The sequence below is a fragment of the Oscillibacter hominis genome (genome assembly GCF_014334055.1).
Lineage (GTDB): Bacteria > Bacillota > Clostridia > Oscillospirales > Oscillospiraceae > Oscillibacter > Oscillibacter hominis.
In genome coordinates, this window is record NZ_CP060490.1 from 1259048 (window position 1) to 1284666 (window position 25619).

Here is a 25619-nt window from a genome sequence, read left to right on the forward strand (position 1 = left end):
CCGTGCACATGAAAAAAAGAGGCAGATGATACGCATCTGCCTCTTTTGGTAGTTTACTTTATTCCGCCTCGTTCTCCTCGTCAGCGGGAGCGGACTGGGGCTCCAGCAGGGCGCGGATGGACAGGGAGATTTTCTGCTTCTCCTCATCCACAGCGGTGATCTTGGCGTCCACCACCTGGCCCTCGCTCAGCACATCGCCGGGCTTGTCGATGCGGCGGTCGGCGATCTGGGAGATGTGGATCAGGCCGTCCACACCGGGAACCACCTCGGCAAAGGCGCCGAAGGTCATCAGCTTGACGATCTTGACGGAAGCCACATCGCCCACCTGGTAGGTATCCATGAACTGCTTCCAGGGATCCAGAGTGCGGTCCTTGACGCCCAGGGAAATCTTCTTCTTTTCCGCGTCAAAGGAAATGACATAGACTTCCAAGGTGTCGCCGACGGAAACCACCTCGGCGGGGTTCTTAATGCGGCTCCAGCTCAGTTCGGAGATATGGACCATGCCGTCCACGCCGCCGATGTCCACAAAGACGCCGTAAGAGGTCATGGACTTGACGGTGCCGGTGTAGTGCTTGCCCACCTCGATGGACTCCCACACAGCGGCGGCAGCGGCCTGGCGGGCCTCCTGCTGGACGGCGCGGATGGAACCGACCACACGGCGGCGGGCGCGGTTCACCTCAGTGATGCGCAGCTGCACCTTCTGCTTGAGCATGGCGGACAGCTCCGCCCCGCGGGGAAGGCCGCTCTGGGAAGCGGGGACGAATACACGGACGCCCTTGACGGAAACCACGATGCCGCCCTTGTTCTCCTCGGTGACAACGCCTTCCAGAATCGTCTTCTCGTCCACGGCCTTTTCGATGTTCTCCCACACCTTGACCGTGTCCAGACGCTTTTTGGAGAGCTCGGCATATCCCTCGATGTCATTGACACGCACGATGTACGTCTCAATTTCATCGCCGATATGTACGATGTCCTCAGGCTTGGCATTGGGATCGTCAGACAGTTCGCTCAGCTTGATATAAGCAGCCTGCTTAGCACCCACGTCCACCTGCACCTCAGTGGGAGTGATGGCCGTGACAATGCCGGTTACCTTCTCTCCTGTATTTAAAGTTTTAAAAGACTGATTCAGTAATTCCTCGAAGGATTCCTCTTTCCCCTCAGCCGCTTTGATTTCTTCACTCATGGTTGCATATACCTCCTTAATGATGCCCGCAGGCGTGGATGCGCCGGCCGTAAGACCCGCAACAGAGCAACCATGGAAAAAATCCGGCGAGAGCTCGTCCGCCTTTTCGACTTGAATCACGGAACGACATCTCTCTTGGCAAATTTCTGTCAGATGCTTGGTGTTGGCACTTTTGCGGTCGCCGACTACCACCATCGCGTCAACCATGGCGGAGATTTCCGCCGCTTCCGACTGACGTCTATGCGTAGCATTGCATATTGTATCAAATATTTTTAAATTTGTACACTGGTTTTTTAAGATTTTCGCGGAAGTTTCAAAAAGTTCACGGATACATGTGGTTTGTGCAACAACGGTAACCGGTTTCTCACAAGGGCTATTTTGCCCGGAAATCCACTTACTTAGCGCATCAGAAGTGTCAAAAATCAAGGGCGCGCTGCACCAGCTGGCAATGCCCCGAACCTCCGGGTGTCCCGGATCCCCGATGATCACGGTTTGACGGCCCTCCCGCTCCGCCTGGGCCACCAGGTTCTGAATCCGCATCACATTGGGGCAGGTGGCGTTGACGCACCGGACGCCCCGTCCCTCCAGCATGAGCAGAATCTCCTTGGACTCGCCATGGGAGCGGATTACAGCCACATCTCCTGAGGACAGCTCCTCCGGGCTTTCCGCCTTGCGGACGCCCCGGCGCTCCAGTTCCTCCACCACGCTGGCATTGTGGATGATGTCCCCCAGCATCCAGCAGCCGCCGCATTCCTCTGCCGTCTGAGCGGCCAGGCGCACCGCGCGCTCCACACCGTAGCAAAAGCCGGCGGACTTGGCAAGTATCACATTCATTCCGATTTCCCCAAGGCATAGGACCGACGCAGCACCTCATCGGCAATGGCCTGCACCTCTTCCGCCGTCCCGTGCCGTCCTGTATAGGAGGGCTGATAGGGCTGGCCGATGATGATGCGGCTTCTGCGGAAGATCCGCTTTTTCCCATCCACGAAAACGGGCACCAGGACGGCCCCGGTGCGGATGCCGATCATGGCCACGCCGCCTTTGGCCGGGACGTCACCCTCCCGCTCCACCCGGGTCCCCTCCGGGAAGATCAGCAAATTGTCCCCGCATTTGATGCTCTGGATGGCGGTTTTCACCGCGTTCAGATCGGAATTCCCACGGGCCACGGGAAAGGCTCCCAACTTGGTGACAACCCAGCTGAGCACAGGGATGCGGAACAGCGAGTCCTTTGCCATGATGTGCAGCCGGTAGTCGATGGGCAGGGAGACCACAAGCAGCACCGGGTCCCAGTTGCTGGAGTGGTTCGGGCACAGCAGGGCCCCGTGGGGTGGGAGGTTCTCCAGTCCCTCCACGGAAACCGGCTGAAAAAAGCGGAAAATGGGGCCGAACACCCGCCAGACAAACCGAAAGAACCTGTTCATCGTCCAATCCGCTCCTCAATCAGCCGGAGCAATGCGTCCCGGCTCTCGTCAAAAGTGAGGTGGGTGGTGTCCACCGTGACCGCGTCCTCCGCCGCCCGCAGCGGAGCCGCCGCCCGGTGGGAGTCGTTGTAATCCCGCTCCTCAATTTCACGCAGCACCTTTTCGTAGGGCTCCGGCGTTCCCCGCTGCTCAAGCTCCAAACAGCGCCGGCGGGCCCTGGCTTCCGGCGCTGCGGTCAGGAAGATTTTGACGTCCGCATCCGGCAGCACCACGGTGCCGATGTCCCGCCCGTCCATGATCACATCGTAGCGCCGGGCCATATCACGCTGCATCTCCATCAAAAAAGCCCGGACAGCGGGATGTGCCGAGACCGCCGAGGCACAGAGGGAAATTTCCGGCAGGCGGATGCGCTCCGTCACGTCCTCACCGTTGAGGATCATGTGCTGAAGGCCGTCCGGGCTGTAGGTCATATCCAGGTGGATATCCGGGAACAGCGCTTTCACCGCTGCTTCCTCCCCCGGGTCCACGCCTCGGCAGCGGGCAAAGTACCCTACCGTTCGGTAGATGGCACCGGTATCCACATATAAAAAGCCCAGCTTCTGGGCAAGGGCCTTTGCCAGCGTGCTTTTTCCGGCGCCGGAGGGCCCGTCGATGGCAATGGCGCTGCGTATCTCTTTCATGCTATCCCTCACAATTCGCGGCGGCCTCTCCGGCGGCCTTGCCGGTGGCCCAGGCGATCTGCAGATTGAATCCGCCGGTATAGGCGTCTACATCGATCATCTCACCCGCAAAGTATAATTCCTTTACAATCTTTGATTCCATGGTCTTTGGGTCGATCTCCCCCACCTTGACTCCCCCTGATGTCACAATGGCGTCCGCAACCGGCCGCAACCCGGAAACCACTATGGGAAAATGCTTCAAAAGCTGCAAAAGCCCCCTTCTCTGCTCCCGGGTGATCTCATGCACCTTCTGATGGGCGGGAATCTCAGAAAGCTTCACCATGATGGGAATCATCTTCTGCGGCAGCAAGTCCCCCAGGGCGTTGCAGAAATCGCTGTTGCAGTGCTTTTCAAAGTCCGACAGCAGCCGCCTGTCCAGCTGCTGCTCATCGAGGGCGGGCTTCAGGTCGATCTCCAGGTGGTAGGCCTTTTTCCCCCAATGGCGCATGTGGGCGGATGCGGACAGGACAAGAGGGCCGCTTACCCCAAAGTGGGTAAACAGCATCTCGCCGAAATCCGTATAAATCTTCTTGTTGTTTTCAAAGACACTCAGTTCCACGTTGCGCAGGCTCAGCCCCTGGAGCTCGGCGCACAGGTTCCCCGCCTCCTGGAGCGGCACCAGGGAGCCCTGCAGGGGCGTGATGGTGTGCCCGGCCTCCGCCGCCATGCGGAACCCGTCCCCTGTACTGCCGGTGGCGGGGTACGAGACGCCTCCAGTGGCCAGGACCACGGCGTCCCCGGGATAGTCCTGCTGTCCACCCCGGACGCCGCGCACGGCTCCGTCTGAAAGGAGCAGCGACGAAGCCCGGTCCCGGACCACCTCCACATGGAGCGCCTTCATGCGGCGCTCCAGTGCGGCGCTGATGTCGAAGGACCGGTCAGAAACCGGAAACACCCGGTTTCCCCGCTCCACTTTCAGCGCCACGCCCAGGCTCTCGAAAAAGTCCATGGCGTCGTGCCCGTCAAAGCGGCTGAACGCGCTGTACAAAAACTTTCCGTTGCGGGGCACGTTGGCCAGCAGCTCCTGCAAACCGGCGCAATTGGTCACATTGCAGCGCCCTTTTCCGGTGATGTTCAGCTTCTTGCCCAATCGCTCATTGGGCTCCAGCACTGTGACAGCGGCACCGGAGCGGGCCGCGCAGATGGCGGCCATCATGCCGGCGGCACCGCCGCCCACCACCACAATCTTTTTATTCATCGTCCATCTTTCCGAACACGCTGTAAGCATCCCAGATGCCCTCCAACTCCGCAAAGGTCTTGGAGATATCCCGGTTCATCTGGACTCCGATGTCCACGATCAGCGCGTTGAGCAGCGACAGCGGCGCAGCCATGGAGTCGATGAAGGAGATCATCTCGCTGCGGACCAGCAGCGCCGCACCGGCCATCTGATAGAGGGGGGAGAGCTCACTGTCCGTGATGGCGACCACGTCCGCACCCCGGTCGGCGGCAAACTTGATGGTGTTCAACGTGACTTTGGAGTAGCGGGGAAAGCTGATGCCGATGATCACATCTCCCGGCCCGATTCGGAACAGCTGCTCAAAAATTTCTCCGGCCGCATTGCTCTGCACCAGTGTCACATTCTCAAAGAGTAGATGGAGATAGAAGTTCAAATAACCCGCCAGGAACGAGGAAGAGCGGACGCCTAAGATATAGATGTGGCGGGCATGGGTAAGCTTATCCACCACGCGGGCCAGTTCGTTGCGGTCCACCTCTTCAATGGCCATACGGATGGTCTCCATATCGGACTGCATGACGGCGCTCAGCACATCCTGGCCCGTCAGCTGGTCGTTGGAGGCCTTGATGCGCTGCAGCGAGGTCAACTTGCTGCGGATCATCTCCTGCAATGCCCGCTGCATGCTTGGATAACCGTCATAACCCAATTCGGATGCAAAACGCACCACAGTGGATTCACTGACATGCACCATCTTGCCCAACTTGCTGGCTGTCATGAAGGCGGCTGTGTCGTAGTTTTCCAAAATATAGTTTGCAATCAGTTTCTGTCCCTTGGAAAAGGTGCTCATATTGCTCTCAATGGTATGTAGGACGCTTTTTGCCATGGGAATCCTCACCTGCCTCTTATCGTACAAATCATTCTCAGGTATACTGCGGCCATGCCCTCCACAGTCACAGTATACAAAAGTAGTATACCACAAGGTTTTCTCTTTTTAAACTCAATTTTGCAAGTTTCTTAAATTTTCATGCACGGTCCAGAAGTTTTGCAAGTTCTGATTCAGTCAGATACCGCCAATGGCCAACAGGGAGTTCGCCCAGCTCCAGCGTGTGTTCCCGGATACGGCGGAGCCGCTTTACCATCAGGCCGCAGCTGCCGCACATTTTCCGGATCTGCCTGTTTTTCCCCTCGTGTATGGTGATGAGCAGGTCTGCTGTCCGGCCGCTTCGGCGCAAAATCTCCACCTGTGCCGGGCGGATGGCCTCCCCTTCCACCTCCCTCAGCGCGGAAAGGCGGCGGTCAGCGCCGGAGGGCTCCCCATACACGGAAACAAAATAAGTCTTTTCAATCTCGTGGCTGGGATGCAGCAATTTCTGCATCAGTTCCCCGTCGTTGGTCAGCAGCAGCAGTCCCTCCGAATCCATATCCAGCCGGCCCACAGGGAAAACCCGCACACCGCCCAATCCCTTGAGCAGGTCCGTCACCACAGGGCGGCCTTTTTCATCCGACAAAGTGGTCACATACCCCCTGGGCTTATTCAGCATAATGTAGACAGCAGGCACATTTTTCGAAATGGGCCTGCCGTCCACGGTGATTTCAGCACGATCCGGATCGGCTTTCTCCCCCAGATGGGCCACATGCCCATCCACGAAAACCCGGCCGCTCTCCAGCAGCTGTTCCGCCGCCCGCCGGGAACACAGCCCCGAGGCGGCGATGATCTTTTGAACTCTCTCTTCCAAATGTCCCTCCTATGGCAAAAAGGAGAATATCCGGTGCAGGAAGCTGACCGGCTCCGGGAAATCCAGCTCCACGTCCTGCCCGCAGACCAGCTCCACGCAGCCAACCTCCTGCTCACCCAAGTAAAAGCGGATTTCGCCTAAGGGGGTGCCTGCATAGACGGGGGCGGATACCTCCTCCGGGAAGTCCGTCTCGGTGCGCAGCTTCTCCCCCTGCGCCAGCGGGTAGGAAAACGTATCCGCCGCTAACAGCGGCACACGGGGCCGGGTCCCGCCACTTACGCTGACCACTCCCATGTGCTCCCCTGCCAACACCTGTGTGGAGGCGGGATAGGTGGAAAATCCATAGTCATAGAGTGCGGCGTGGTCCGCCCAGTCGTTGCCGTCCTGGAGCGTCACGGCCACCAGCATCTGGCCGTGACGCTGTACGCAGCTGACCAGAGTACGGCCCGCGGCCTTGGTGTAACCGGTTTTCAAACCGAGACAGCCATCTATCATATTGAGCAGTTTATTGTGGTTGCTCATCAGCCGCCCGCCGATCGAAATGCTTTTGGTGGAGGCGATCCGGACAAAGGTCTGGTTCTTCATAGCCGCCGCTGCCAAAAGCGCCATATCCCGGGCTGTGGAGTAATGCTTCTCATCGTCCAGCCCGTTGGGATTGGCAAAGGAAGTTGAGGTCATACCCAGCTCCTCCGCCTTATCGTTCATCATTTTGATGAAGTCATTGCCGCCCACCGCGTCAGCCACAGCCAGTGCCGCGTCGTTTCCCGAGCACAGCATCAATCCATAGAGCAGCGTCTCCAGCGTCAGCGTCTCCCCTTCCTTCAAATACATGGAAGAGCCCTCCGCCAGCGTGTAGGCGCGCTTGACCGTCACCACCTGATCCAACTCCCCGTTCTCAATGGCAACCAAGGCGGTCATGATCTTGGTGGTGCTGGCGATCAGCATCTGCTTGTCTGCATTGTGCTCATACAAAACACGTCCGCTCCCGGCGTCCAGCAGGATGGAGGAAGTGGCAGAAGTGCTGAGCGCACTGGCCCGGCAAGTTATAATACTTAACAAAAAAACAGCAAATAGAAAAGAAAAAACGCGTCGAATGGTCGGCATGTTACACTCACCTGCTTCATAGGATGAGTGTAGTATACCCCTTTAGTCGATCTCTTTTTCCTTCTTTTTGTCGAAATATTTTTCGACCCGGTCCAAAACGTCGGGAACCATCTCCACAATTCGGTCCACCGTGCCCACCGGAGGAACCGCCACAGGCAGCACGCGGGTGGTTCCATCTTTAATGACCAGGAAGGCCACCGGGTCGATTTTGACGCCCGCGCCGCTGCCGCCGCCGAAGTTTTCCTTGGGCTGGCTCTTGCCATAGTCTCCGCCGCCGCTGCCAAAGCCAAAGGTCACCTTGGAAATGGGGATCAGCGTCACGCCGTCGGGCGTGGAGATGGGCTCGCCTACGATGGTATTGGTGTCCACCATCTGGCTCACTTTCTCCATGGTGGAGTTCATCAGGTCGCTCAAAGGACTTTTTTTCTCATCCATTTTAGTCGCATCCTTTCTATGCCGCTTGTTCTATTTTATCCGATTTGTGTGTCTTTTTAAAATGCAAAAACCACTTCAGGGCCGGAAGCCCGGCGCCAAGCCCGATCAAAAATACGTCTCCCAACAGGATGGACACGCCGACCCTTCCACGAATTACCGTCTTTGCGCTGTCAAAATCAAGCCCCAGGTGTATCCGCGGGTCCGGGATCACCAGCAGCTGCTCCAGCCAGGGCATCACCGCCCACATCCCGGCGTTGGCGTAGCCGTAGATCTGGGCCAGGTTGGCCGGGTCCTCCGCGGCGCCCAGGGTGATGGAGAGTGTCAGGGGATGGATCCGTACGCTGCGCCTGGTACGGCGCAGTGTGCGCTGCAAAACCGGCTTAAAATAGGCTGCGGCCTCCTTCAGCTCTGAGAGCGTGGGCTTTGGCAGCTTGCCGGCCAGCCGTTCCACATCTTTTGCCGTAACCTCTTTTTTCTCCTTGGGCTTTTTTTGCTTTTTCTCTTTTTTCGGCTGGGCCGGGTCTATGTGAATCCGGATGAGGCCCACCTGGATATCCAGTGTCACCCGCTCTTCAAATGCTATGGTGACGCCGATACGGATCAGGCAGATCAACAGGAACAGCGCCAGCAGCCCGCCTAAGATGTAAATCCAGATCAAGCGGTCACCTCCACAATTACTCCTCCTGCTCCGGATCGACCACCGCTCCGGTCTCGGAAAGACGCATCTGCCCCTCCATGGACAGTCCCGGCATTTCAGGCAGCTCCTCCAGGGAATTGAGATGGAACACCCTCAGGAAGTTTTTTGTCGTGCGGTAGAGGTGAGGCCGGCCGGGGACCTGCAGCCTGCCGCACTCCTCAATCAGTTTGCGCTCCAGCAAGAGGCCAATGGTATAGGAGCTGTCCACACCGCGGATTTGATCCACATAGGCCCGGGTGGTGGGCTGATAGTAGGCGATGATGGTCAAAACCTCCAGCGCGGGCTGGCTCAGCTTGGCGGGTTTTCGGATTTCAAAGGCTTTGCGGATCAGATCCGCGTAGTCCGGGGCCGAACAGAGCTGATAACTGTCCTCCAGGCGCAGCATGCGAATCCCCCTGCGCTCAAAGGCATAGTAATCCCCCAACTTTTGCAGAACCATCTCCACCGTGGGGCGGTCCATCTCCAACGCCAGACAGATCCGGTCAATGTGGACCGGTTCTCCCGACGCAAATAGGATGCCCTCAATGGCGGATTCTATCTCTTTCATTTCCATGTTTTTCATCCTCTTCCATCCTGCGCGGCCAGATCGTCCTTCTCCGGTACGACGGTGCAGTCCTGCTCAGAGCCGGCCAGCCGGATCACCTTTGAGCGGCACAGCTCCAGCACCGCCAAAAAGGTGGCCACCACTTCACTTCTGCTCTTGTTCCCGCGAAACAGCAGCAAAAACCGGGTAACACCGCTCATCTTCAGCCGGTTCAGAATCTCCCTGGCCTTGGATTCCACGGGATAGGGCTCATGGCGCACAATCGAACTGAACGCCGCAGCGGGCAGAGGCGCATTTCGCTCCGAGCGGTTCAAAATCTCCTGCATGGCAAGGACCAGGTCCGCCTGCTCCTGAGCGTACTCATAGATTTTCCCCCGCTCCACAGGTTCCGGATTCCGGGTCAGAATGTTTCGTCCAAATTCCCCCATGGGCCCAAGGCGCTCCGCAACCGCCTTCACCTTCAGGTAGTTGTCGTTGCGCTGGCGTTCTTCCAGGGATTTGATCAGCGCATCCATCTCACTCTGGGCCTCCTCGTCCTCGATGGAGAGCAGCATCCGGGTCTTGATGAACATCAGATGGGACGCCATGGTGACAAATTCGCTGGCCACCTCCAGATCCATACTCTGCCGCGCCTCCAGGTACGCCAAGTACTGATCCAGGATCAGGGAGATGGAGATGTCCTGTATCTCAATTTTATTTTTGCCCAATAAGTAGAGGATCAAGTCCAGCGGGCCTTCAAAATCCTGCATGGATTCCTCGCTTTTTGCCCGCACGATTTTTTCCAGCTTATAAATCGGATTATCCAACACGTCACCTCAGAAGAGCAGTCTCACAAAGAGCTGGTAGACTGAAAAAATCGCATTTGAAATCAGGCCCCCGCCGATGTTGGTAAAGGATAGCAGGATCAGCACCAGCATCCCATAGCGCTCATACCGCATCAGGGTAAAATAGGCCTGGTCCGGCAGCAGCGCGCCCAACACCTTGGAGCCATCCAGGGGCGGAATGGGAATCAGGTTGAAGATCCCCAGGCCAATGGACAAAACCGCCGTGCTCATCAGGAATTCGAACAGCGTGTCCCAAAGCCCGGAATAGGGTGCGCAGTAATAGATGGCACTGGCGCCAAGCATCAGGGAAAACGCCAGCGCAAAATTGGACACCGGTCCCGCCAGAGCTGTGATGGCCATTCCCTGCTTTGGCTTTCGAAAATAGCGGGGGTCCACCGGCACCGCCTTTGCCCAGCCAAAACCGCAGACGAACATCATCAGCAATCCAAACCAATCGATGTGGCGCAGCGGGTTCAGGGAAAGCCGGTGCATGGACTTGGCCGTGGGGTCGCCAAGGGCATAGGCGGCCAGGCCGTGGCACGTCTCATGGACGGTGAGGCAGAGGAAAATGGAGACAATACGCAGCAAAATCTCCTGTAAACTACCCAAATCAATGGATTGGATCAAATTTTCGATATAGTGCAACCGGCACAGCTCCTTCAAAGGTTAAAATTACCCAAATTATAAAAATCAGTATAGCAGAAAAAGTACCCTCTGACAAGATAAAAGAGCCTTTCCGATGCCTTCCTGTGGCCCCAGCTTGACCTCCCCCGCAGATCACAGCAGAAATCTTATCCAGTGGGATTTCCTCTCACCCTACTTTTCATCTTTTTCTATCGGAAGATGACCGGCATTCTCCAGGGAAGGGCAGGCGTCCGCCGCAGACCGCCTGCCGGCTTTGATGGGCGGTTTGCAAGGAATCACGCAAAAATAGAAAGAGGGAGCCTGAATCAGGCTCCCTCTTAAATTTCTTTCTTCTTACTTTACCAGAGAAGCGATCTCAGCGGCAAAGTTCTCTTCCTTCTTCTCGATGCCCTCGCCGGTTTCAAAGCGGACCGCATCCTTGAAGGTTACGCTGCCGCCCAGGGCCTTGGAGGCAGACGCCATATACTTCTCTACGCTGGTGGTGTTGTCCTTGACGAACTCCTGCTGCAGCAGGCAGTTTTCCGCGTAGAACTTGTTCAGCTTGCCCATGACGATCTTCTCTCTGACCTGCTCAGGCTTGGAAGCCATCTTGGGGTCATTCTCCATCTGGACCATCATGATCTTCTTCTCCTCATCCAGGATATCCTGGGTGACCTGGGACTTGTCCCAGAAACGGGGATTCAGCGCGGCGACCTGCATGGCGACGTCCTTGCCGATCTCGGTGGCGTCAATGCCGCCCTCCACGCTCAGATTCACCAGCACGCCGATCTTGCCGCCGGCATGGACATAGGGGACAGAGACGCCGTCGGCATAGCGGGCAAAGCGGCGGACCTTGATGTTCTCGCCGATCACAAGCACCATCTCCTGCTGCTGCTGGGTAACGGTCAGATCGGTGCCCTCATATTTGCACTCCATCAGAGCGTCCAGATCAGCGGGGTTCTGCTTGGCCACAGTGGCGGCCACGCCCTTGACAAACTCCACGAACTTTTCATTCTTGGCCACAAAGTCGGTCTCGGCGTTGACCTCGACCATCACGCCGACACCATCGACCACAGTGGCATAGGACATACCCTCGGCAGCAATGCGGCCGGCCTTCTTGGCAGAGGCGGCCATACCCTTTTCACGCAGCCATTCAACTGCCTTTTCAATATCACCCTCGGAAGCAGTCAGGGCCTTTTTGCAGTCCATCATGCCGACGCCGGTCATCTCACGCAGGTTCTTTACATCTGCAGCGGTAAAAGCCATCTTGTATTCCTCCAAAATTTAGTGTAACAGGGAATCCCTGATAATCTTACTCAGCCTTTTCGGCGGCAGCCTCAGCGGTCTCCTCGCCCTGCTTGCCCTCGACCACGGCATTGGCCATGACGGAGGCGATCAGTTTGATGGCGCGGATGGCGTCGTCGTTGCCGGGGATCACATAGTCGATTTCATCGGGATCGCAGTTGGTATCCGCAATGGCCACGACGGGAATGCCCAGCTTGTGGGCCTCGGCGATGGCGTTGCGCTCCTTGCGGGTGTCCACGATGAACAGAGCGCCAGGCAGCTTCTTCATCTCCTTGACACCGCCCAGGTACTTCTCCAACTTCTCGATCTCACCCAGATGCTTCATGACCTCTTTCTTGGGCAGCATGTCAAAGGTGCCGTCCTCCTGCATGGTCTTGAGCTGATTGAGGCGGTCCACACGGGTGCGCATGGTCTTGAAGTTGGTCATCATGCCGCCCAGCCAACGGGCGTTGACATAGAACTGGCCGCAGCGGGTGGCCTCTTCGCGGATGGCTTCCTGAGCCTGCTTCTTGGTACCGACGAACAGCAGCGTGTCGCCGTTTTCGGAGAGCTGGCGGACAAAGTTATAGGCCTCCTCCAGCTTCTTCACGGTCTTCTGCAGGTCAACGATATAGATTCCGTTGCGCTCCGTGTAGATATAGGGAGCCATCTTGGGGTTCCAGCGGCGGGTCTGATGACCGAAGTGGACGCCTGCTTCCAGCAGGGCTTTCATGGATACGACGTTTGCCATTTGAGTGTTCCTCCAATATCAATTTAGTTTTACCTCCAGCTCTTCATCCCCCCTGCCAACCAATTTGGCACAGACAGGGAGTCAGAGACTGTGCGGAATGCTGAAATATAATACCATAGTATGCCCGGATTTGCAAGGACTTTTTCATAAAATACCCAGAAAAAAGCTCAGAAAACCGGGGAAATCCACCGGCTTTCCGAGCTTTTTGTCAAAAACGCCTTCTCCTTTTCCGCTCCATGGCAGGATCGCGGCGCTGGAAGGGTTTGTCGATCAGGATGATGTCGTCCCCTATCCTCTGGATGCAGTCCCAGGGGATGTAGTACTCCTCTCCCCTTCCGAACAGTCCGAAGAACCGGCAGGGCCCGTAGACCACAATCGCCACCACCTGTCCCTCCGGCACCTTGACATCCACGTCCGCCACACAGCCAAGACGGCAGCCGTCACAGATATTGATGACTTCTTTGCACCGCAAATCACGAATCCTGCACTGCATCTACTCTCACCTCAGTTCTGATCTTATGCGCGGACGCGGATGTCCTATGCCGTATAATTCCGCAGCTCCAAGGCAATACTGAAGCGTACAGTTTAGAGATTGCGGGAGGCGCTTGGATGCAGGGTAAAGTCGAAATCTGCGGCGTCAACACTTCCAAGCTGAAGGTGTTGAAAAACGAGGAGACCATGGAGCTTTTACGGCGTACCAAGCAGGGGGACAAAGCCGCCCGGGAGGAGTTGATCGCAGGCAACCTCCGCCTCGTCCTGTCCGTGATCCAGAAGTTTTTGAGCCGGGGCGAAAATGTGGACGATCTGTTCCAGGTGGGGTGTGTGGGGCTCATCAAGGCCATCGACAATTTCGATATCACGCAGCCCGTCCGCTTCTCCACGTACGGCGTGCCCATGATCATCGGGGAAATCCGCCGCTACCTCAGGGACAACAGCGCCATCCGGGTGTCGCGCAGCATGCGGGACACCGCTTACCGGGTCCTTCAGGCAAAGGACAAGCTGATTGCACAAACGCAGAAAGAGCCCACTGTGGAGCAGATCGCCAAAGAGTTGGGCATCCCGCGGGAAGAGGTGATCTTTGCCATGGACGCCATCGTGGACCCGGTCTCCCTCTATGAGCCCATCTACTCCGACGGCGGGGACACCATCTGCGTCATGGACCAGGTCAGCGACACCCGGAACACGGACGATTCCTGGATCGAACAGATCGCTCTGAAAGAGGCCATGAAGCAGTTGGGTGAGCGGGAAAAGCACATCCTCTCCCTCCGCTTTTACGAGGGGAAAACCCAGATGGAGGTCTCCAGCGAGGTGGGCATCTCCCAGGCCCAGGTCTCCAGGCTGGAGAAAAACGCCATCAACACCATCAAAAAAAGCCTTTGAAGCGGCCGGCCGGTTTTTTTACCGGCCGGCCTTTTTCGATCCGATTACGGCCGTTCCAGGTAGGCCATCATCTCGTCCATGCGACGCAGGGCGGTCTCCCTGCCGATCTCATAGAGCGCCTTCAGCTTCTCCGTGTCCCGCTCCACCCGGGATACCGCCACCGGGTCTTTCGGCCGGATGACGAAGACCCTTCCCGCGCGTTCCAGCTGGTTGATCTTCACCTGGAGCTCATTGTAATGGACCGGCACCTGGTTCAGCCGCCAGAGCAGCATGGGGTAGTCCCGGTACATCCGCTCATAGGCCATTTTTGCGGCCCGCCGCACCGGCCTTTTCCGGTACCCCTTCTGCCGGGTCAGTACCAGGACGACTTTTTCGTACCCCTCCTGAAGCGCCCATTCCACCGGGATGGGCATGGCAACGCCGCCATCCAGGCAGCGCTTTCCATCCACTTCCACGATTGGGGCCAGAAGCGGCAGGCTGGCAGAGGCGCGGGCGGCCAGCAGGATGTCCTCGCTGACTCCTTTCTCATGTATCACCATCTCCCCTGTCCGCACATCGGTGGAGACAGCCGCGAATCGCTGGGTGGACTGTTCAAACGCCTTCCGGTCCAGAGGCACCAGCGTGTCCGACACCTCGCCGAATAAAAAGTCGAAGTTGAAGACCGAATGCCTCCTGACCAGGTTGCCCAGGCCCATATAGCGCTTGTCGTTGGCAAAGTCCAGGTTGATCTTTGCCGTGCGGCCGATCTGGCCGGACAGGTAGTTGATCCCGCACAGGGCTCCGGCGGAAACCCCAGCCACACAGGGGAAGACTACCCCTCGTTCCAGAAATACGTCCAGGACACCCGCGGTAAACTGGCAGCGCAGGGAGCCCCCCTCCAGAATCAATGCTGATTTCTCGTTCAAACAGGTCTCTCCTTTGTATGGACTGATCCTTATATTCCCTGAATTACAGCTGATTCTTACGAAACGTCAGGCAGGCGTGCATGCACGCCTGCCTGCATGTTATTTCTTAAAGCTGTCTTTCAAAGACACACTGCGGTTGAAGACCAGATGGCCGGGCTTAGAATCCTTGTTGTCCAGGCAGAAATAGCCCTGACGCATGAACTGGAAGCTGGCCGGTGCAGCCGCCTTCGCCATATTGGCCTCCACCTTGCAGCCCTGGAGCACCTCCAAAGACTGGGGATTGATATAGTCCAGGAAGTTCTTGTCCGCCCCGTCGGGGTCAGGGTCGGTGAAGAGGTTATCGTAGAGGCGCACCTCCGCGTCCAGAGCGGCGGCCGCGTCCACCCAGTGGATAGTGGCGCCCTTCACCTTGCGTCCGTCGGCGGGGTCTCCGCCGCGGCTGTTGGGATCGTACTCGCAGAGCACCTCGGTCACATTGCCGTCCCCGTCCTTGACGCAGCCCGTGCAGGTGACTAAATACGCGCCCTTCAGCCGCACCTCGTTGCCGGGATAGAGGCGCTTGTACTTGGGCACCGGTGTCTCCAGGAAATCATCGGCCTCAATAAAGAGATTGCGGGAGAAGGTGATTTCCCGAGTCCCGGCGGACTCGTCCACCGGGTTATTTTCCACCGTAAAGGTCTCGGATTGTCCCTCGGGGTAGTTGACCACGGTCAGGCGGATGGGCCGCAGCACCGCCATGGTGCGCTTTGCGGTCTCGTTCAGATCCTCACGCAGGCAGTGCTCCAAAAATGCGTACTCCACCGTGGAATCCGCTTTGGCGACGCCGATGCGCTCACAGAAGTTCCGGATGGAGCGGGGCGTATAGCCCCGGCGGCGCAGGCCGCACAGCGTGGGCATGCGGGGGTCGTCCCAGCCGCTGACATATCCCTCTTCCACCAGGAGGCGCAGCTTTCGCTTGCTCATGACCGTGTGATTGATCCCCAGCCGGGCAAACTCGATCTGCCGGGGATGGGAGGGCACGTCGGTGTGCTCGATCACCCAGTTGTAGAGCGGCCTGTGGGCCTCATACTCCAAAGAGCACAGGGAGTGGGTAATCCCCTCCAGCGCGTCCTGGATGGGGTGGGCAAAATCATACATGGGGAAAATGCACCACTTGGTGCCCTGGCGGTGGTGCTCAATATAACGGATGCGGTAGAGCACCGGGTCGCGCATATTGAAGTTTCCGGAGGCAAGGTCGATCTTCGCCCGCAGCGTCTTGGACCCTTCGGGAAACTCCCCGTTTTTCATCCGTTCAAAAAGGTCCAGGCTCTCCTCAATGGGGCGGTCCCGGTAGGGGGACTGGGCACTCACGCCGATGTCGCCCCGCATGGCCTTGAACTCCTCGGGTGAGAGCTCGCACACATAGGCCAGCCCCTTTTTGATCAGGCCCACGGCCAGCTCATAGGTCTTTTCAAAGTAGTCCGAACCGTAGAACATACGGTCGCCCCAGTCGAAGCCCAGCCAGTGGATATCCTCCTGGATGGCCTCCACATACTCGTTGTCCTCTTTGGCGGGGTTGGTGTCGTCAAAGCGCAGGTTGCACATGCCGCCGAATTTTTCGGCCATCCCGAAATCGATGGTCAGCGCCTTGCAGTGCCCGATGTGCAGATAGCCGTTGGGCTCCGGCGGAAAGCGGGTATGAACCGTCATGCCTTGGAACTGGCCGCCCTCCGCAATATCCTCTTCAATAAAAGCCTGAATAAAGTTCTTGCTTTCCGGCGCCTCTGTCAGTTTGATTTCCTCGGCCATGTCTTGTTCATCCTTTCTCCATTTCTGCGGTAAAACATAAAGCTTATTATACAGACACCGGCCTCAAAAATCAAGGAAAAAGCGGGATTTAGAGCCAGTCTTCCACCACATCCCACAGCGTGGCCGGCGTAACGGTGCCCGCCTGGAGCAGGCAGAGCAGCTCCTCAATCCTGCTTTGGGACGCGGTGATGCCCGCAATGGCGGCGCAATCGCCTCCCTCCCACTCAATTTTAACGCCATAGTGCTCTGTTTCGCGCTCCGTCTCCTCCACCAGCAGATAGTAATCCAGCTGCATTCCGTCAAGCGGTATACATCCGATCAGCTGATCGCGCATAAAAACGCTCCTTTCTTCCGACCTTTTGTACACTGTATGGTGGTTTATATCCACTCAAATTGTACCAGTCCCGTCAAGAGAAAGCCTGTCGAAATTTGGCGTTTTTTCTGCAAATTATTCTGTGGATGAGTCCATGGCGCGTAAAAATTCTTCCCTGCTCATCAGGAGGTTCAGCGCCTCCAGTAATCCGTTGGCCGTCAGGTGCTCCGGCAGTTCCAGCCGCTTTAAAAGCGCCAGCCGCTTTTCCCGGCTGTCCGTCCCGCCCGCAAGGCCCGCCGCATAGAGATCGGCCTTGGTGATCGGCGGCCCCTTCGGCTCCTCCCCGCCCTCTTCAAAGGTGGCGCCGGAGCGGCGCAGGGCGTCTAACAGCACCCGGGGCTCCATGCCCTCCACGCCAAGCTTTCCCTCTTTGCCGCCCCGGCGCTTGCGCCGTTCCTTGCCGGGGACATCCGGGATGTAGGCCTGTTTCACCCGGTCCCTGGGCAGTGCGCCTTTGAGATAGTTGCGGATGACAAACCCCGCCCCGTCGCTGTCGGTGAGGAGCACGAGCCCCCGGCTCTGGGCCAGGCGGCGCAGGAAGGCCAGCTTCTCCCGGTCGTTGAACACGGAAAACCCGCCAGTCTCCAGTATGACGGCGTCCACCACCTGGCTGAGTGCATTTTTATCGTAGCGGCCTTCCACCACAATCACTTCCCTGATTTTTGGTTTCATGCCCGCTTTGTCCCCAGCCGCGTCAAAAGGAGCTTCAGCTCCCCTTCGCTGTCGATGCCCTTTTCGCTCTTCATCCGCCTGTCCAACTTCTGGCACATCTTCACCGCGTCGTCGCACCAGGCAGCGGTGGTCTTCCCCGCCACGTTCATCAAAAGCTTGGCCGGATAGTCCGAGCGCATGCCCCACAGCTCCATCAGCCAGTACTTGTCCTTTCCGTTGTCCAGAGCGATGCGCGCCGTGTAGATCTTGCGGATTTCCTTCCCAATGGCCGCCAGGATCAGGATGGGCTCCTCCTGCTCTTTCAAAAGATCGCCAAGGATGACGGCGGCCCGGTCGTACTGGTTGGCGGTGATGGCGTTGGTCATGTCGAATACCCGGGCATCCAGCACCGGGTCCGCCACGGCGTTGATGTCCGCTATGGTGACCTGCTTTCCCCTGGCGTAGGCGCCGATCTTCTCGATCTCAGGCACCAGCCCGGTCATCAGCCCCCCGCAGGTGAAGATCAGATGCTCGGCGGCCTGCTTGTCGATCTCCTTCCCCAGGGCCTTGAAGCGCCTGCCGATCCAGTTCAGCAGATCCCCGGTGCCCTGGGCGGGAAACTCCACCACCTGGACATGCTCCTCCATGGCCTTTAAAAGCTTTTTCATCACCTTGTTGGGCTTGTAAAAAATCAGATCGTAGACAAACACCAGACAGCAGTACGGGGGAAAATCGCTCAGCAGCTCGATGAGCTTTCCCCGCTGCTCCTCCCCCAATTTGAAGAGGTCGCAGTCCGTCACCACCACCAGCGTCCGCTCCGACAGCATGGGAAGCGCCTCCACTGCCTCCGCCAGAGCCTGGATGCTCAGGGCCTTTCCATCGAGGCGGTGATAGTTGAATTCCTCAAATCCGGCGGGGACCAGCTTCTTCTTCACCTCGCCCAAGTAATACTCCCGGAGATAGGTCTCCTCCCCGTGAAATACATAGACTTGGCCAAGAGTACCCGCAGATAGGTCGTTTTTCAGTTTTTGATAGCTGTCGTTCTTTTTGACTGCCATATGCTCTCCTCAATTTACCGATATATGTATGGTTCCCTGGAGGTCTGTCCGATAGACCTCCACATTTTCCAGCACCAGACGCCGCAGCGCCTCCTCAGCCGGGTGGCCGTAGCTGTTCTCCCCTGCGCTGATGACGGCCGCCTCCGGCATGACCGCCTGCAAAAGTTCCGTGGAGGTGGAGTGCCGCGAGCCGTGGTGCCCGGCCAACAGGACCTCCACATCCGGAAGAGAGACCGATTCGATCAGTTTGCGCTCCGTGGCGCTGTCCATATCGCCGGTGGCCAGGAAGTCAAACTCCCCGCAGGAGCACAGCGCCGTCAGCCCCTCTTCGTTGCTGCTTCCGCTTCCCACCGGCGGATAAACCGTAAGCTCCGCCTCGCCCAAGGCATAGCTCCTCTCCTCCGAAATCCGTTCCACCTGGACGCCATGTATCTGCGCAAGCTCCCGCAGCTCTTCACCGTATGCACTTTCCATTTCCGGCACCAGCATCGTCCCCACCTCCACCCGGGCAAGGAGGCTTTCCACTCCGTTGGTGTGATCCGTGTCGTAGTGGGACAGCACCAAATAGTCCAATTTGCGCTCCCCAATGGTATTCAGATAGTCTGCGGCCGTTCCGCCCGCGTCCCGGAATGTGTTGCCGGAACCGCAGTCCACCAGCGCGGTCCGGCCCTGGGAGGCCATCAGCACGCCTTGACCCTGGCCCACATCCAATACGAAGAGGTCCAGCTTCCCGCCGGTCATCTGCTTTTCCGCCAGGTGGACGGTCAAAATCAGTGTCAGCACGCATCCGGCGGCGGCAACGAGGTGCCTGCGCCTGGGCGCTCCGGATACCGCGCAGATGCCAAAGGCGGCATAGGCATAGGCCAGCCAGTATTTGAGATATCCATTGCAGAAGTAAAGCGCATGGTAGGGAATCGAGGAGAGCTGGTGGGCCACGCCCAGTACATACCAGCCAATTCCCGCCGATGCGAAAGACAAAACCTGGCCCAGCGGGAGCCAGATGTAACTGACCAGCACGGCGATCAGCCCGAAGAGGAACTGGCCGCTCACCGCCTCCAGGCACAGGAGGTTGGACAGTGGAGCAACCACCACGAAAAAGTCAAAATAATAGGCGGAGAGCGGAATGGTGAAGACCAGGGCACCAGCCGTTACGGCAAAGCTGCCCGCAATAAACCGGGCCACCCCTCCATGTTCGCCTTTGGGCCACACCTTAGGCGTCAGCCACACGATTCCCGCCGCGGCGGAAAAGCTCAGCTGAAGGCTGATGCTGGCGCAGGCAAAGGGATTTTGCAAAAGGATCAGAAGAAGTGCCGTAGCCAGCGATGTGGGCGGGTCCCCATCCCGCCGGAACAGCGGCGCCGACAGGAGACATGCGTTCATCACCACGGCCCGCACCACCGAAGGCGTACAGCCCACCATCAGCATATAGAGCACCAGCACGGACATGCCCACCGCCGCTTTCAGCCGGCGGCGGTGTTTCCCTGTGAGCGCCGCCACCAAAGTCAGAAGAATCGTGCAGTGCATGCCGGAGACCGCCGTCACGTGATAGAGGCCGCTCTCTTCCAAATCGGAGGAGACGTGTTTGGGCATATCTCCCCGGTCTCCGGTGAGAAGCGCCCGCATCATGGCCCGGCTGTCTCCTGTGAACAGCAGGTCGATCTGATCTTGGAAGCTCTTTTTCAAATACAGCGGAAGATAGCGGGCCGAGCCCCGCCCCGGTTCCACGGCGGCTTCTCCCCTGCTGTAGGCCAGCAGCCAGATTTCCCGGGAGGTAAAGGCCGTGGTCTCGCTTCCTCGGATGTTGGAGGCGTCCGTCAGATAGACGTCGTCGGTCACAACATCACCGGGAGACAGGGACAGGAGGTCCTTATCCCCGTAGTAAACCGCTTTGCCGAAAGGGCCCAGCCGCACCGTCACCTTTGCGCCGAAGGTGGAGGGCTCCGGCCAGGAACAGACCTCCATGCTCAGATTACGGCGCGGCAGCTCCGTTAATTGCAGATAGGGCTCCTGGATCACCTTGGCATAGCTCCAGCTGTAGACAAGGCCAATCCCTACGCCAAGCAAAATCAGCAACGCCCGCGTCCGCCGGGAACGTGGCAGAAAGAAGGCCGCGATGCCAAGCGCCAGCGCCCCAAGCCCTGCCGCCAGCACATAACTGCCGGGCAGGAGGTACTGAACCGCAAACACACCAGCGGCAAAGGAAAACCCAAAAGTGGCAAGCTTTCTCATTTCCGCTTTGGCTGCGCGGGGTCGTCGGTCCGTCCAAGGAGATAGTCCGTGCTGACGTGATAGTAGTCGGCCAGCTTGTCCACTATCCAGACCGGCGTCTCCCGCTCCCCGCTCTCATAGCGCCGGTAGACGCTGCGGTGCATATTCAGATAGTCCGCCAGCTCCTGCTGCGTCTTATCGTGGTCTTCCCTTAAATCCCGCAGCCGTTTGATCTCCATACGCATCACCTTTAAAATGTTACCAATCGGTAACATTCCCTCCATGCTATTGTGCCCATCCGGAGCCATTCCAATGCAAAAGAAATGGAGCCTGCGCTCCATTTCTTTTTCTGCTCTTAGCCCGGAGGCCAGGTCATATCGCGGCCGCTGAGCACGTGGAAATGCAGATGGGGCACACTTTGGCCCGCCTGCTCGCCGATGTTGGACACCACGCGGTAGCTCTTGATGCCTAATTCCGCGGTGAGTTTGGCGATCACCTCAAAGATGTGGGCCACCACGGCGCTGTTTTCTGCGCAGATGCCGGCCACGGAGGCGATGTGGGTCTTGGGGATCACCAGGAAGTGGGTGGGCGCCTGGGGATCAATGTCGTTGAAGGCATAGCAGACCTCATCCTCGTAGACCTTGCTGCTGGGGATTTCCCCTGCGGCGATTTTGCAGAACAAGCAATCGGACATATGGACTCCCTCCTTTTATATTGAGATGGAAGATATCAGATAAATTGATTCCGGGCGGGATCGTAGGAATAGTCGATGGCGGCAAGCGCTGCGGTGATGGAGGACTGATCCTCGTCCAGCGCGGCGCACAGCTCCTCCAGGCTGTCGTAGTAGTCCCGCAGCTTGGCGTTGACGAAGCTCAAAAGAATGGCAGGGTCTTTTGGGATCATACGGTTACAGCCCCAGCTTGGCGGATACAAAGTCATCCACCTGTGCCAGCGCATCGTCCAGCTTCAAAAGATCGCTGCCGCCGCCCATGGCGCTGTCGGGCTTGCCGCCGCCCTTACCGCCGCAGACCGCGCACACCTGCTTGACCAAATCCCCGGCCTTGATCCCCTTGGCCACAGCCTCCTTACCGCAGACCGCGAGGAAGGTGATCTTATCCCCGTTGACAGAGGAGAGCACCGCCACCACGCCGGGCTCCTTGTCCCGCAGGAAGTCCCCCATCTGGCGCAGGGCGTTTGCGTCCGCGCCGGGGCGGTTTGCGGTCAGCACCTTCAGCGGGCCCACATTCTTGGCGGACATCAGGAACTGGCGGGCCTCGCCCAAAGAGGCCTCGGCCTTGAATTTGTCCAGGCTGTGGCGCAGCTCTTTCATTTCCGTCATCTGCTGCTCCGCCTTGGCGGCCAGTTCGCCGGGATTGGTCTTCAGAATCTCCGCCGCATGGAACAGCATCTCCTGGTTTTTGTTCATCACCTCCAGGGAAAGCTTGCCCACCGTGGCCTCGATGCGCCGCACCCCGGAGGCCACTGAGCCTTCAGACTTGATGCGGAAAGGTCCGGCTTTGGCGGTGTTGTTCAGATGGGTGCCGCCGCAGAACTCCATGGAGAAATCGCCCATCTCCACCACGCGGACGATGTCGCCGTACTTCTCGCCGAACATGGCCACGGCACCCTTCTTTTTGGCCTCCTCAATAGGAAGCACCTCCGTCACCACGTCGTAGCCCTCCAGGATGGCGTCGTTGACCAGGCGGTCGATCTCGGCCAGCTGCGCCGGGGTGATGGCCTCAAAATGCGTGAAGTCAAAGCGCAGCCGGTCCGGTTCCACCAGGGAACCAGCCTGGTGCACGTGGTCACCCAACACCTTTTTCAGTGCAGCATCCAAAAGATGGGTGGCGCTGTGGGCACGCATGACGGCCTTACGGCGCTCCGCGTCGACGGAGCACTCCACACTGTCACCCACCCTCAGCGTGCCGAATTCCATCACGCCCGTGTGGAGGAACTTGCCTGCCTTGTCCTTTTGTACGTTGTTGACCCGGAACAATGTTTCCCCGCCCAGGCGGATGACGCCGTGGTCGGCCACCTGGCCGCCCATTTCCGCATAGAAGGGCGTCCTGTCCAGGACGACCATGCCTTCCACGCCCTTGACCATCTCCTCCCGCAGTTCGCCCTCGGCCACCATGGCCAGGATCTTCCCGGTGTCTTCCATGCGGTCATAGCCGGTGAACTCCGTGGGGGTCGTGTCCAGTCCCAGGTCGATTCCGGCCCAGGCCAGGTCTCCCAGCGCCTCCCGGGCCTTCCGGGCACGGACGCGCTGCTCCTCCATCAGGGCGTCAAAGGCGGACTTGTCCACCTGCATGCCCTCTTCCTCCGCCATCTCCACCGTCAGGTCAATGGGGAAGCCGAAGGTGTCGTAGAGCTTGAAGGCGTCGGCGCCGGAGAAGACCTTCTCCCCCTGCTCCTTGTGGGCCGCAAGCATCTCCTCATAAATCCGCATACCGCCGTCGATGGTCTTGGCGAAGTTCTCCTCCTCGGTGCGGACCACCTTGGTGATATAACCCTGCTTTTCCCGCAGGTCCGGATAGGCGCACTCGTTTTCATGGACTACGGTGTCCACCACCTCATACAAAAAAGCGTGGTTGACGCCTAAGAGCTTCCCGTGGCGGGCGGCACGGCGCAGCAGACGGCGCAGCACATAGCCACGGCCCTCGTTGGAGGGCAGCACACCGTCGCAGATCATCATTACGGCGGAGCGGATGTGGTCGGTGATCACACGGAGGGACACGTCGGTCCTGTGGCTCTCGCCGTAGTGGGCACCGGTGATCTCGCTGACCTTGTTGGTGATATTCATCACCGTGTCCACATCGAAGAGGGAGTTTACGTTCTGCACCACGCAGGCCAGGCGCTCCAATCCCATACCCGTATCGATGTTCTTGTTCTCCATCTCCTCGTAGTGGCCCTCGCCGTCGCCCACGAACTGAGAGAACACGTTGTTCCAGACCTCGATATAGCGGTCGCACTCGCAGCCCACGGTACAGCCCGGCTTGCCGCAGCCGTGCTCCGGCCCGCGGTCGTAATATACCTCAGAGCAGGGGCCGCAGGGGCCGGCGCCGTGCTCCCAGAAGTTGTCCTCTTTTCCAAAGCGGAAAATCTTCTCTTTCGGGATGCCGATGTCCTTGTTCCAGATTTCAAACGCCTCGTCGTCGTCCAGATAGATGGAGGGGTACAGGCGGTCCTCCTCCAGCCCCACCACCTTGGTGAGAAACTCCCAGCAGTAGGGAATGGCCTCCTTCTTGAAATAGTCGCCAAAGGAGAAGTTGCCAAGCATCTCAAAATAGGTGCCGTGGCGGTCGGTCTTGCCGATATTTTCGATGTCTCCGGTTCGGATGCACTTCTGGCAGGTGCAGACCCGGTTGCAGGGCGGCTCCTCCTCCCGGGTGAACCAGGTCTTCATAGGCGCCATGCCGGAGTTGATGAGCAGCAGGCTGGCGTCGTTGTGGGGGATCAGGGAAAAGCTGGGCAGCCGGAGATGGCCCTTGCTCTCAAAGTAGCTGAGAAACATCTCCCGCAGTTCATTGAGCCCATAGTAGGGATGTGACATATGGTTCTTCCTCCTGTTATCTTCCAGTTCCTGTGAATTTCAGTGGTTCAGTCAAATAAAAAAGTCTCCGCCCCCGGCATAGGGGCGAAGACTTTGCTTCACGGTACCACCCTAATTATTCCCGCCAGCGCGGGACATCTTAAGTGTCCGGTAACGGGGACAGGCCGTTCCGCTCCTCGCGGACTGCTCAAAAGCGGCTGCCGCGCGTCGTGGGCAAGGGGCTCCCACCGCTCCCCTCTCGCTTGGCCTCGTTCGCACAGCTGACTTTTTCACTGCGTTTGACTGATTACTTGATTATTATACCCGTTTTCATTGGATTGTCAACGCTTTTCTTCCGTTTACTGGATATTTGCGCCAAAGAAGGAAAGCAGATGCAGCAAGGGCTTCCACAGCCCCGGATGATGCCGAAGCAGGAACTCCTCCACCTGGGCTTTTGTCAGCCCGTCTCCCCATAGCAGCACATGGGTGCCCACGGCATCCTTTCCCACCGCGGTCTCCGCCGCAGCCGCAATGCCCACGGCGACCTCCTTCGCTACGGAGGCAACGCCGCAGGTCCAGACCCCTATGGCGCAGGAACCCATGGCCACCACGCCCACCGACAGCGCGCCAAAGGACACCCCGCCCGCCGCAAGCGCACCCACGGCGGCAAGGCCCACCGAGAAGGCGCCCAGGCCGAATAGCCCCACCGAAAATGCACCGATGGCCACCACGCCCACCGCGGCGTTCCCAATGGCGATGACGCCCCGGGCCACGTCGTCCCGGCCCATCATCCTGCGGCATAGCCGGATGGACACCAGGGGCAGGCCGAAGACCTTTGCAGCGCTGGTGTAGCGGTAGCCGCGAAACATCCGGTGAAGCTCAGCCACCTGGCGCTCCATGCGTGCCTGGGCCGCCGCGTCCCCCGTGTCCTCTTCCCGATGGGGCCACTCCTCATCCTGGGCGTTTTTTACCAAATAGTCCACACTGACGCTGAAGAGCTCCGAGAGGGCGATCAGCTTTCCCAGCTCCGGCACAGCCGTCCCGGACTCCCACTTGCTCACCGACTGGCGGGTGACGCCCAAGCGGTCAGCCAGCTGCTCCTGCGAAAGCCCCCTGCGTTTTCTCTGCAAGGCCAGTTTCTCTGAAAATTCCATTGGTTCCTCCCACTGTTCAAGATGGCTCCACCATATCTCCCCATTGGGAAAAAGGCAAGAACGCGGCGGGTGGA

Annotated in this window: 27 protein-coding genes; 1 reads left to right on the plus strand and 26 read right to left on the minus strand. The window is 58.5% G+C overall.

Annotated features, from left to right (window positions below; all coding sequences use genetic code 11):
- Positions 1-58 precede the first annotated feature (58 nt).
- The 15 genes from H8790_RS06340 to H8790_RS06410 all read right to left on the minus strand — a co-directional run bounded on the left by H8790_RS06340 (position 59) and on the right by H8790_RS06410 (position 12968).
- Positions 59-2017 (minus strand): bifunctional 4-hydroxy-3-methylbut-2-enyl diphosphate reductase/30S ribosomal protein S1, encoded by a 1959-nt coding sequence (locus H8790_RS06340; protein ID WP_187334043.1) that lies wholly within the window; start codon positions 2015-2017, stop codon positions 59-61.
- Positions 2014-2604: a lysophospholipid acyltransferase family protein gene (locus H8790_RS06345; protein WP_187334044.1), complete on the minus strand. Its 591-nt coding sequence runs from the start codon at positions 2602-2604 to the stop codon at positions 2014-2016. Before H8790_RS06345 ends, H8790_RS06340 begins: the two co-directional genes overlap by 4 nt.
- On the minus strand, positions 2601-3284 hold the full coding sequence (cmk, locus tag H8790_RS06350; protein ID WP_187334045.1) for a (d)CMP kinase: 684 nt from the start codon (positions 3282-3284) through the stop codon (positions 2601-2603). The genes H8790_RS06345 and cmk overlap by 4 nt, the downstream gene beginning before the upstream one ends.
- Position 3285: 1 nt before the next feature.
- Entirely contained in the window at positions 3286-4521 is a 1236-nt protein-coding gene (locus H8790_RS06355; protein WP_187334046.1) for a BaiN/RdsA family NAD(P)/FAD-dependent oxidoreductase, read from the minus strand.
- Positions 4514-5380, minus strand: a complete 867-nt coding sequence (locus H8790_RS06360; RefSeq protein ID WP_187334047.1) for a MurR/RpiR family transcriptional regulator — start codon at positions 5378-5380, stop codon at positions 4514-4516. Before H8790_RS06360 ends, H8790_RS06355 begins: the two co-directional genes overlap by 8 nt.
- Before the next feature lie 139 nt (positions 5381-5519).
- Positions 5520-6233: a pseudouridine synthase gene (locus H8790_RS06365; RefSeq protein ID WP_187334048.1), complete on the minus strand. Its 714-nt coding sequence runs from the start codon at positions 6231-6233 to the stop codon at positions 5520-5522.
- 9 nt (positions 6234-6242) lie between these two features.
- Complete coding sequence (locus tag H8790_RS06370) at positions 6243-7337, minus strand: D-alanyl-D-alanine carboxypeptidase family protein (protein WP_187334049.1); 1095 nt, start codon at positions 7335-7337, stop codon at positions 6243-6245.
- A 42-nt stretch (positions 7338-7379) separates the two neighbouring features.
- Positions 7380-7772 (minus strand): GerW family sporulation protein, encoded by a 393-nt coding sequence (gene ytfJ / locus H8790_RS06375; RefSeq protein ID WP_187334050.1) that lies wholly within the window; start codon positions 7770-7772, stop codon positions 7380-7382.
- A gap of 16 nt (positions 7773-7788) precedes the next feature.
- Complete coding sequence (locus H8790_RS06380) at positions 7789-8430, minus strand: hypothetical protein (protein ID WP_187334051.1); 642 nt, start codon at positions 8428-8430, stop codon at positions 7789-7791.
- A 16-nt stretch (positions 8431-8446) separates the two neighbouring features.
- Positions 8447-9022: an SMC-Scp complex subunit ScpB gene (gene scpB, locus H8790_RS06385; protein ID WP_187334247.1), complete on the minus strand. Its 576-nt coding sequence runs from the start codon at positions 9020-9022 to the stop codon at positions 8447-8449.
- Positions 9023-9027: 5 nt separating this feature from the next.
- Entirely contained in the window at positions 9028-9819 is a 792-nt protein-coding gene (locus H8790_RS06390; protein ID WP_187334052.1) for a segregation and condensation protein A, read from the minus strand.
- A 9-nt stretch (positions 9820-9828) separates the two neighbouring features.
- On the minus strand, positions 9829-10482 hold the full coding sequence (locus tag H8790_RS06395) for a site-2 protease family protein (protein WP_187334053.1): 654 nt from the start codon (positions 10480-10482) through the stop codon (positions 9829-9831).
- 333 nt (positions 10483-10815) lie between these two features.
- Positions 10816-11727 (minus strand): translation elongation factor Ts, encoded by a 912-nt coding sequence (gene tsf / locus H8790_RS06400; protein ID WP_187334054.1) that lies wholly within the window; start codon positions 11725-11727, stop codon positions 10816-10818.
- A gap of 46 nt (positions 11728-11773) precedes the next feature.
- Positions 11774-12496, minus strand: a complete 723-nt coding sequence (rpsB, locus tag H8790_RS06405; protein ID WP_187334055.1) for a 30S ribosomal protein S2 — start codon at positions 12494-12496, stop codon at positions 11774-11776.
- A 208-nt stretch (positions 12497-12704) separates the two neighbouring features.
- Positions 12705-12968: a YlmC/YmxH family sporulation protein gene (locus H8790_RS06410; RefSeq protein WP_318646865.1), complete on the minus strand. Its 264-nt coding sequence runs from the start codon at positions 12966-12968 to the stop codon at positions 12705-12707.
- Positions 12969-13105: 137 nt separating this feature from the next.
- Here H8790_RS06410 and sigG point away from each other — a divergent pair, with 137 nt between their 5' ends.
- The gene (gene sigG / locus H8790_RS06415) at positions 13106-13876 is read left to right on the plus strand and encodes an RNA polymerase sporulation sigma factor SigG (protein WP_187334057.1); all 771 of its coding nucleotides are present in this window, start codon (positions 13106-13108) and stop codon (positions 13874-13876) included.
- 44 nt (positions 13877-13920) lie between these two features.
- Here the strand turns inward: sigG and H8790_RS06420 are convergent, their stop codons facing one another.
- The 11 genes from H8790_RS06420 to H8790_RS06470 form a co-directional block, all read right to left on the minus strand.
- Positions 13921-14781, minus strand: coding sequence for a patatin-like phospholipase family protein (locus H8790_RS06420; RefSeq protein ID WP_187334058.1), 861 nt, complete (start codon positions 14779-14781; stop codon positions 13921-13923).
- Positions 14782-14880: 99 nt separating this feature from the next.
- Complete coding sequence (locus tag H8790_RS06425; RefSeq protein ID WP_187334059.1) at positions 14881-16569, minus strand: glutamine--tRNA ligase/YqeY domain fusion protein; 1689 nt, start codon at positions 16567-16569, stop codon at positions 14881-14883.
- An 88-nt stretch (positions 16570-16657) separates the two neighbouring features.
- Positions 16658-16903, minus strand: a complete 246-nt coding sequence (locus H8790_RS06430) for a DUF6514 family protein (protein WP_187334060.1) — start codon at positions 16901-16903, stop codon at positions 16658-16660.
- A 114-nt stretch (positions 16904-17017) separates the two neighbouring features.
- The gene (locus tag H8790_RS06435; protein WP_187334061.1) at positions 17018-17614 is read right to left on the minus strand and encodes a toprim domain-containing protein; all 597 of its coding nucleotides are present in this window, start codon (positions 17612-17614) and stop codon (positions 17018-17020) included.
- The gene (holA, locus tag H8790_RS06440; RefSeq protein ID WP_187334062.1) at positions 17611-18651 is read right to left on the minus strand and encodes a DNA polymerase III subunit delta; all 1041 of its coding nucleotides are present in this window, start codon (positions 18649-18651) and stop codon (positions 17611-17613) included. The genes H8790_RS06435 and holA overlap by 4 nt, the downstream gene beginning before the upstream one ends.
- Positions 18652-18660: 9 nt before the next feature.
- The gene (locus H8790_RS06445; protein ID WP_187334063.1) at positions 18661-20880 is read right to left on the minus strand and encodes a DNA internalization-related competence protein ComEC/Rec2; all 2220 of its coding nucleotides are present in this window, start codon (positions 20878-20880) and stop codon (positions 18661-18663) included.
- Entirely contained in the window at positions 20877-21134 is a 258-nt protein-coding gene (locus H8790_RS06450; RefSeq protein WP_404821711.1) for a helix-turn-helix domain-containing protein, read from the minus strand. Before H8790_RS06450 ends, H8790_RS06445 begins: the two co-directional genes overlap by 4 nt.
- Positions 21135-21214: 80 nt before the next feature.
- Positions 21215-21553, minus strand: a complete 339-nt coding sequence (locus H8790_RS06455; protein WP_187334064.1) for a histidine triad nucleotide-binding protein — start codon at positions 21551-21553, stop codon at positions 21215-21217.
- 35 nt (positions 21554-21588) lie between these two features.
- Positions 21589-21762 carry a DUF4250 domain-containing protein gene (locus tag H8790_RS06460; protein WP_187334065.1) on the minus strand — a complete coding sequence of 58 codons (174 nt, stop codon included), beginning with the start codon at positions 21760-21762 and terminating at the stop codon, positions 21589-21591.
- Between the two features lie 4 nt (positions 21763-21766).
- Positions 21767-24412 (minus strand): alanine--tRNA ligase, encoded by a 2646-nt coding sequence (gene alaS / locus H8790_RS06465; protein WP_187334066.1) that lies wholly within the window; start codon positions 24410-24412, stop codon positions 21767-21769.
- Positions 24413-24750: 338 nt separating this feature from the next.
- Entirely contained in the window at positions 24751-25545 is a 795-nt protein-coding gene (locus H8790_RS06470; RefSeq protein WP_187334067.1) for a helix-turn-helix domain-containing protein, read from the minus strand.
- Between the last annotated feature and the right edge of the window lie 74 nt (positions 25546-25619).

Bases quoted from the DNA above. Each gene is read 5' to 3' on its own strand.
- H8790_RS06340 (WP_187334043.1), bottom strand. From the start codon at position 2,017: ATGAATGTGATACTTGCCAAGTCCGCCGGCTTTTGCTACGGTGTGGAG.
- H8790_RS06345 (WP_187334044.1), bottom strand. From the start codon at position 2,604: ATGAACAGGTTCTTTCGGTTTGTCTGGCGGGTGTTCGGCCCCATTTTC.
- cmk (WP_187334045.1), bottom strand. From the start codon at position 3,284: ATGAAAGAGATACGCAGCGCCATTGCCATCGACGGGCCCTCCGGCGCC.
- H8790_RS06355 (WP_187334046.1), bottom strand. From the start codon at position 4,521: ATGAATAAAAAGATTGTGGTGGTGGGCGGCGGTGCCGCCGGCATGATG.
- H8790_RS06360 (WP_187334047.1), bottom strand. From the start codon at position 5,380: ATGGCAAAAAGCGTCCTACATACCATTGAGAGCAATATGAGCACCTTT.
- H8790_RS06370 (WP_187334049.1), bottom strand. From the start codon at position 7,337: ATGCCGACCATTCGACGCGTTTTTTCTTTTCTATTTGCTGTTTTTTTG.
- ytfJ (WP_187334050.1), bottom strand. From the start codon at position 7,772: ATGGATGAGAAAAAAAGTCCTTTGAGCGACCTGATGAACTCCACCATG.
- scpB (WP_187334247.1), bottom strand. From the start codon at position 9,022: ATGGAAATGAAAGAGATAGAATCCGCCATTGAGGGCATCCTATTTGCG.
- tsf (WP_187334054.1), bottom strand. From the start codon at position 11,727: ATGGCTTTTACCGCTGCAGATGTAAAGAACCTGCGTGAGATGACCGGC.
- rpsB (WP_187334055.1), bottom strand. From the start codon at position 12,496: ATGGCAAACGTCGTATCCATGAAAGCCCTGCTGGAAGCAGGCGTCCAC.
- sigG (WP_187334057.1), top strand. From the start codon at position 13,106: ATGCAGGGTAAAGTCGAAATCTGCGGCGTCAACACTTCCAAGCTGAAG.
- H8790_RS06425 (WP_187334059.1), bottom strand. From the start codon at position 16,569: ATGGCCGAGGAAATCAAACTGACAGAGGCGCCGGAAAGCAAGAACTTT.
- H8790_RS06430 (WP_187334060.1), bottom strand. From the start codon at position 16,903: ATGCGCGATCAGCTGATCGGATGTATACCGCTTGACGGAATGCAGCTG.
- H8790_RS06435 (WP_187334061.1), bottom strand. From the start codon at position 17,614: ATGAAACCAAAAATCAGGGAAGTGATTGTGGTGGAAGGCCGCTACGAT.
- holA (WP_187334062.1), bottom strand. From the start codon at position 18,651: ATGGCAGTCAAAAAGAACGACAGCTATCAAAAACTGAAAAACGACCTA.
- H8790_RS06445 (WP_187334063.1), bottom strand. From the start codon at position 20,880: ATGAGAAAGCTTGCCACTTTTGGGTTTTCCTTTGCCGCTGGTGTGTTT.
- H8790_RS06450 (WP_404821711.1), bottom strand. From the start codon at position 21,134: ATGTTACCGATTGGTAACATTTTAAAGGTGATGCGTATGGAGATCAAA.
- H8790_RS06455 (WP_187334064.1), bottom strand. From the start codon at position 21,553: ATGTCCGATTGCTTGTTCTGCAAAATCGCCGCAGGGGAAATCCCCAGC.
- H8790_RS06460 (WP_187334065.1), bottom strand. From the start codon at position 21,762: ATGATCCCAAAAGACCCTGCCATTCTTTTGAGCTTCGTCAACGCCAAG.
- alaS (WP_187334066.1), bottom strand. From the start codon at position 24,412: ATGTCACATCCCTACTATGGGCTCAATGAACTGCGGGAGATGTTTCTC.
- H8790_RS06470 (WP_187334067.1), bottom strand. From the start codon at position 25,545: ATGGAATTTTCAGAGAAACTGGCCTTGCAGAGAAAACGCAGGGGGCTT.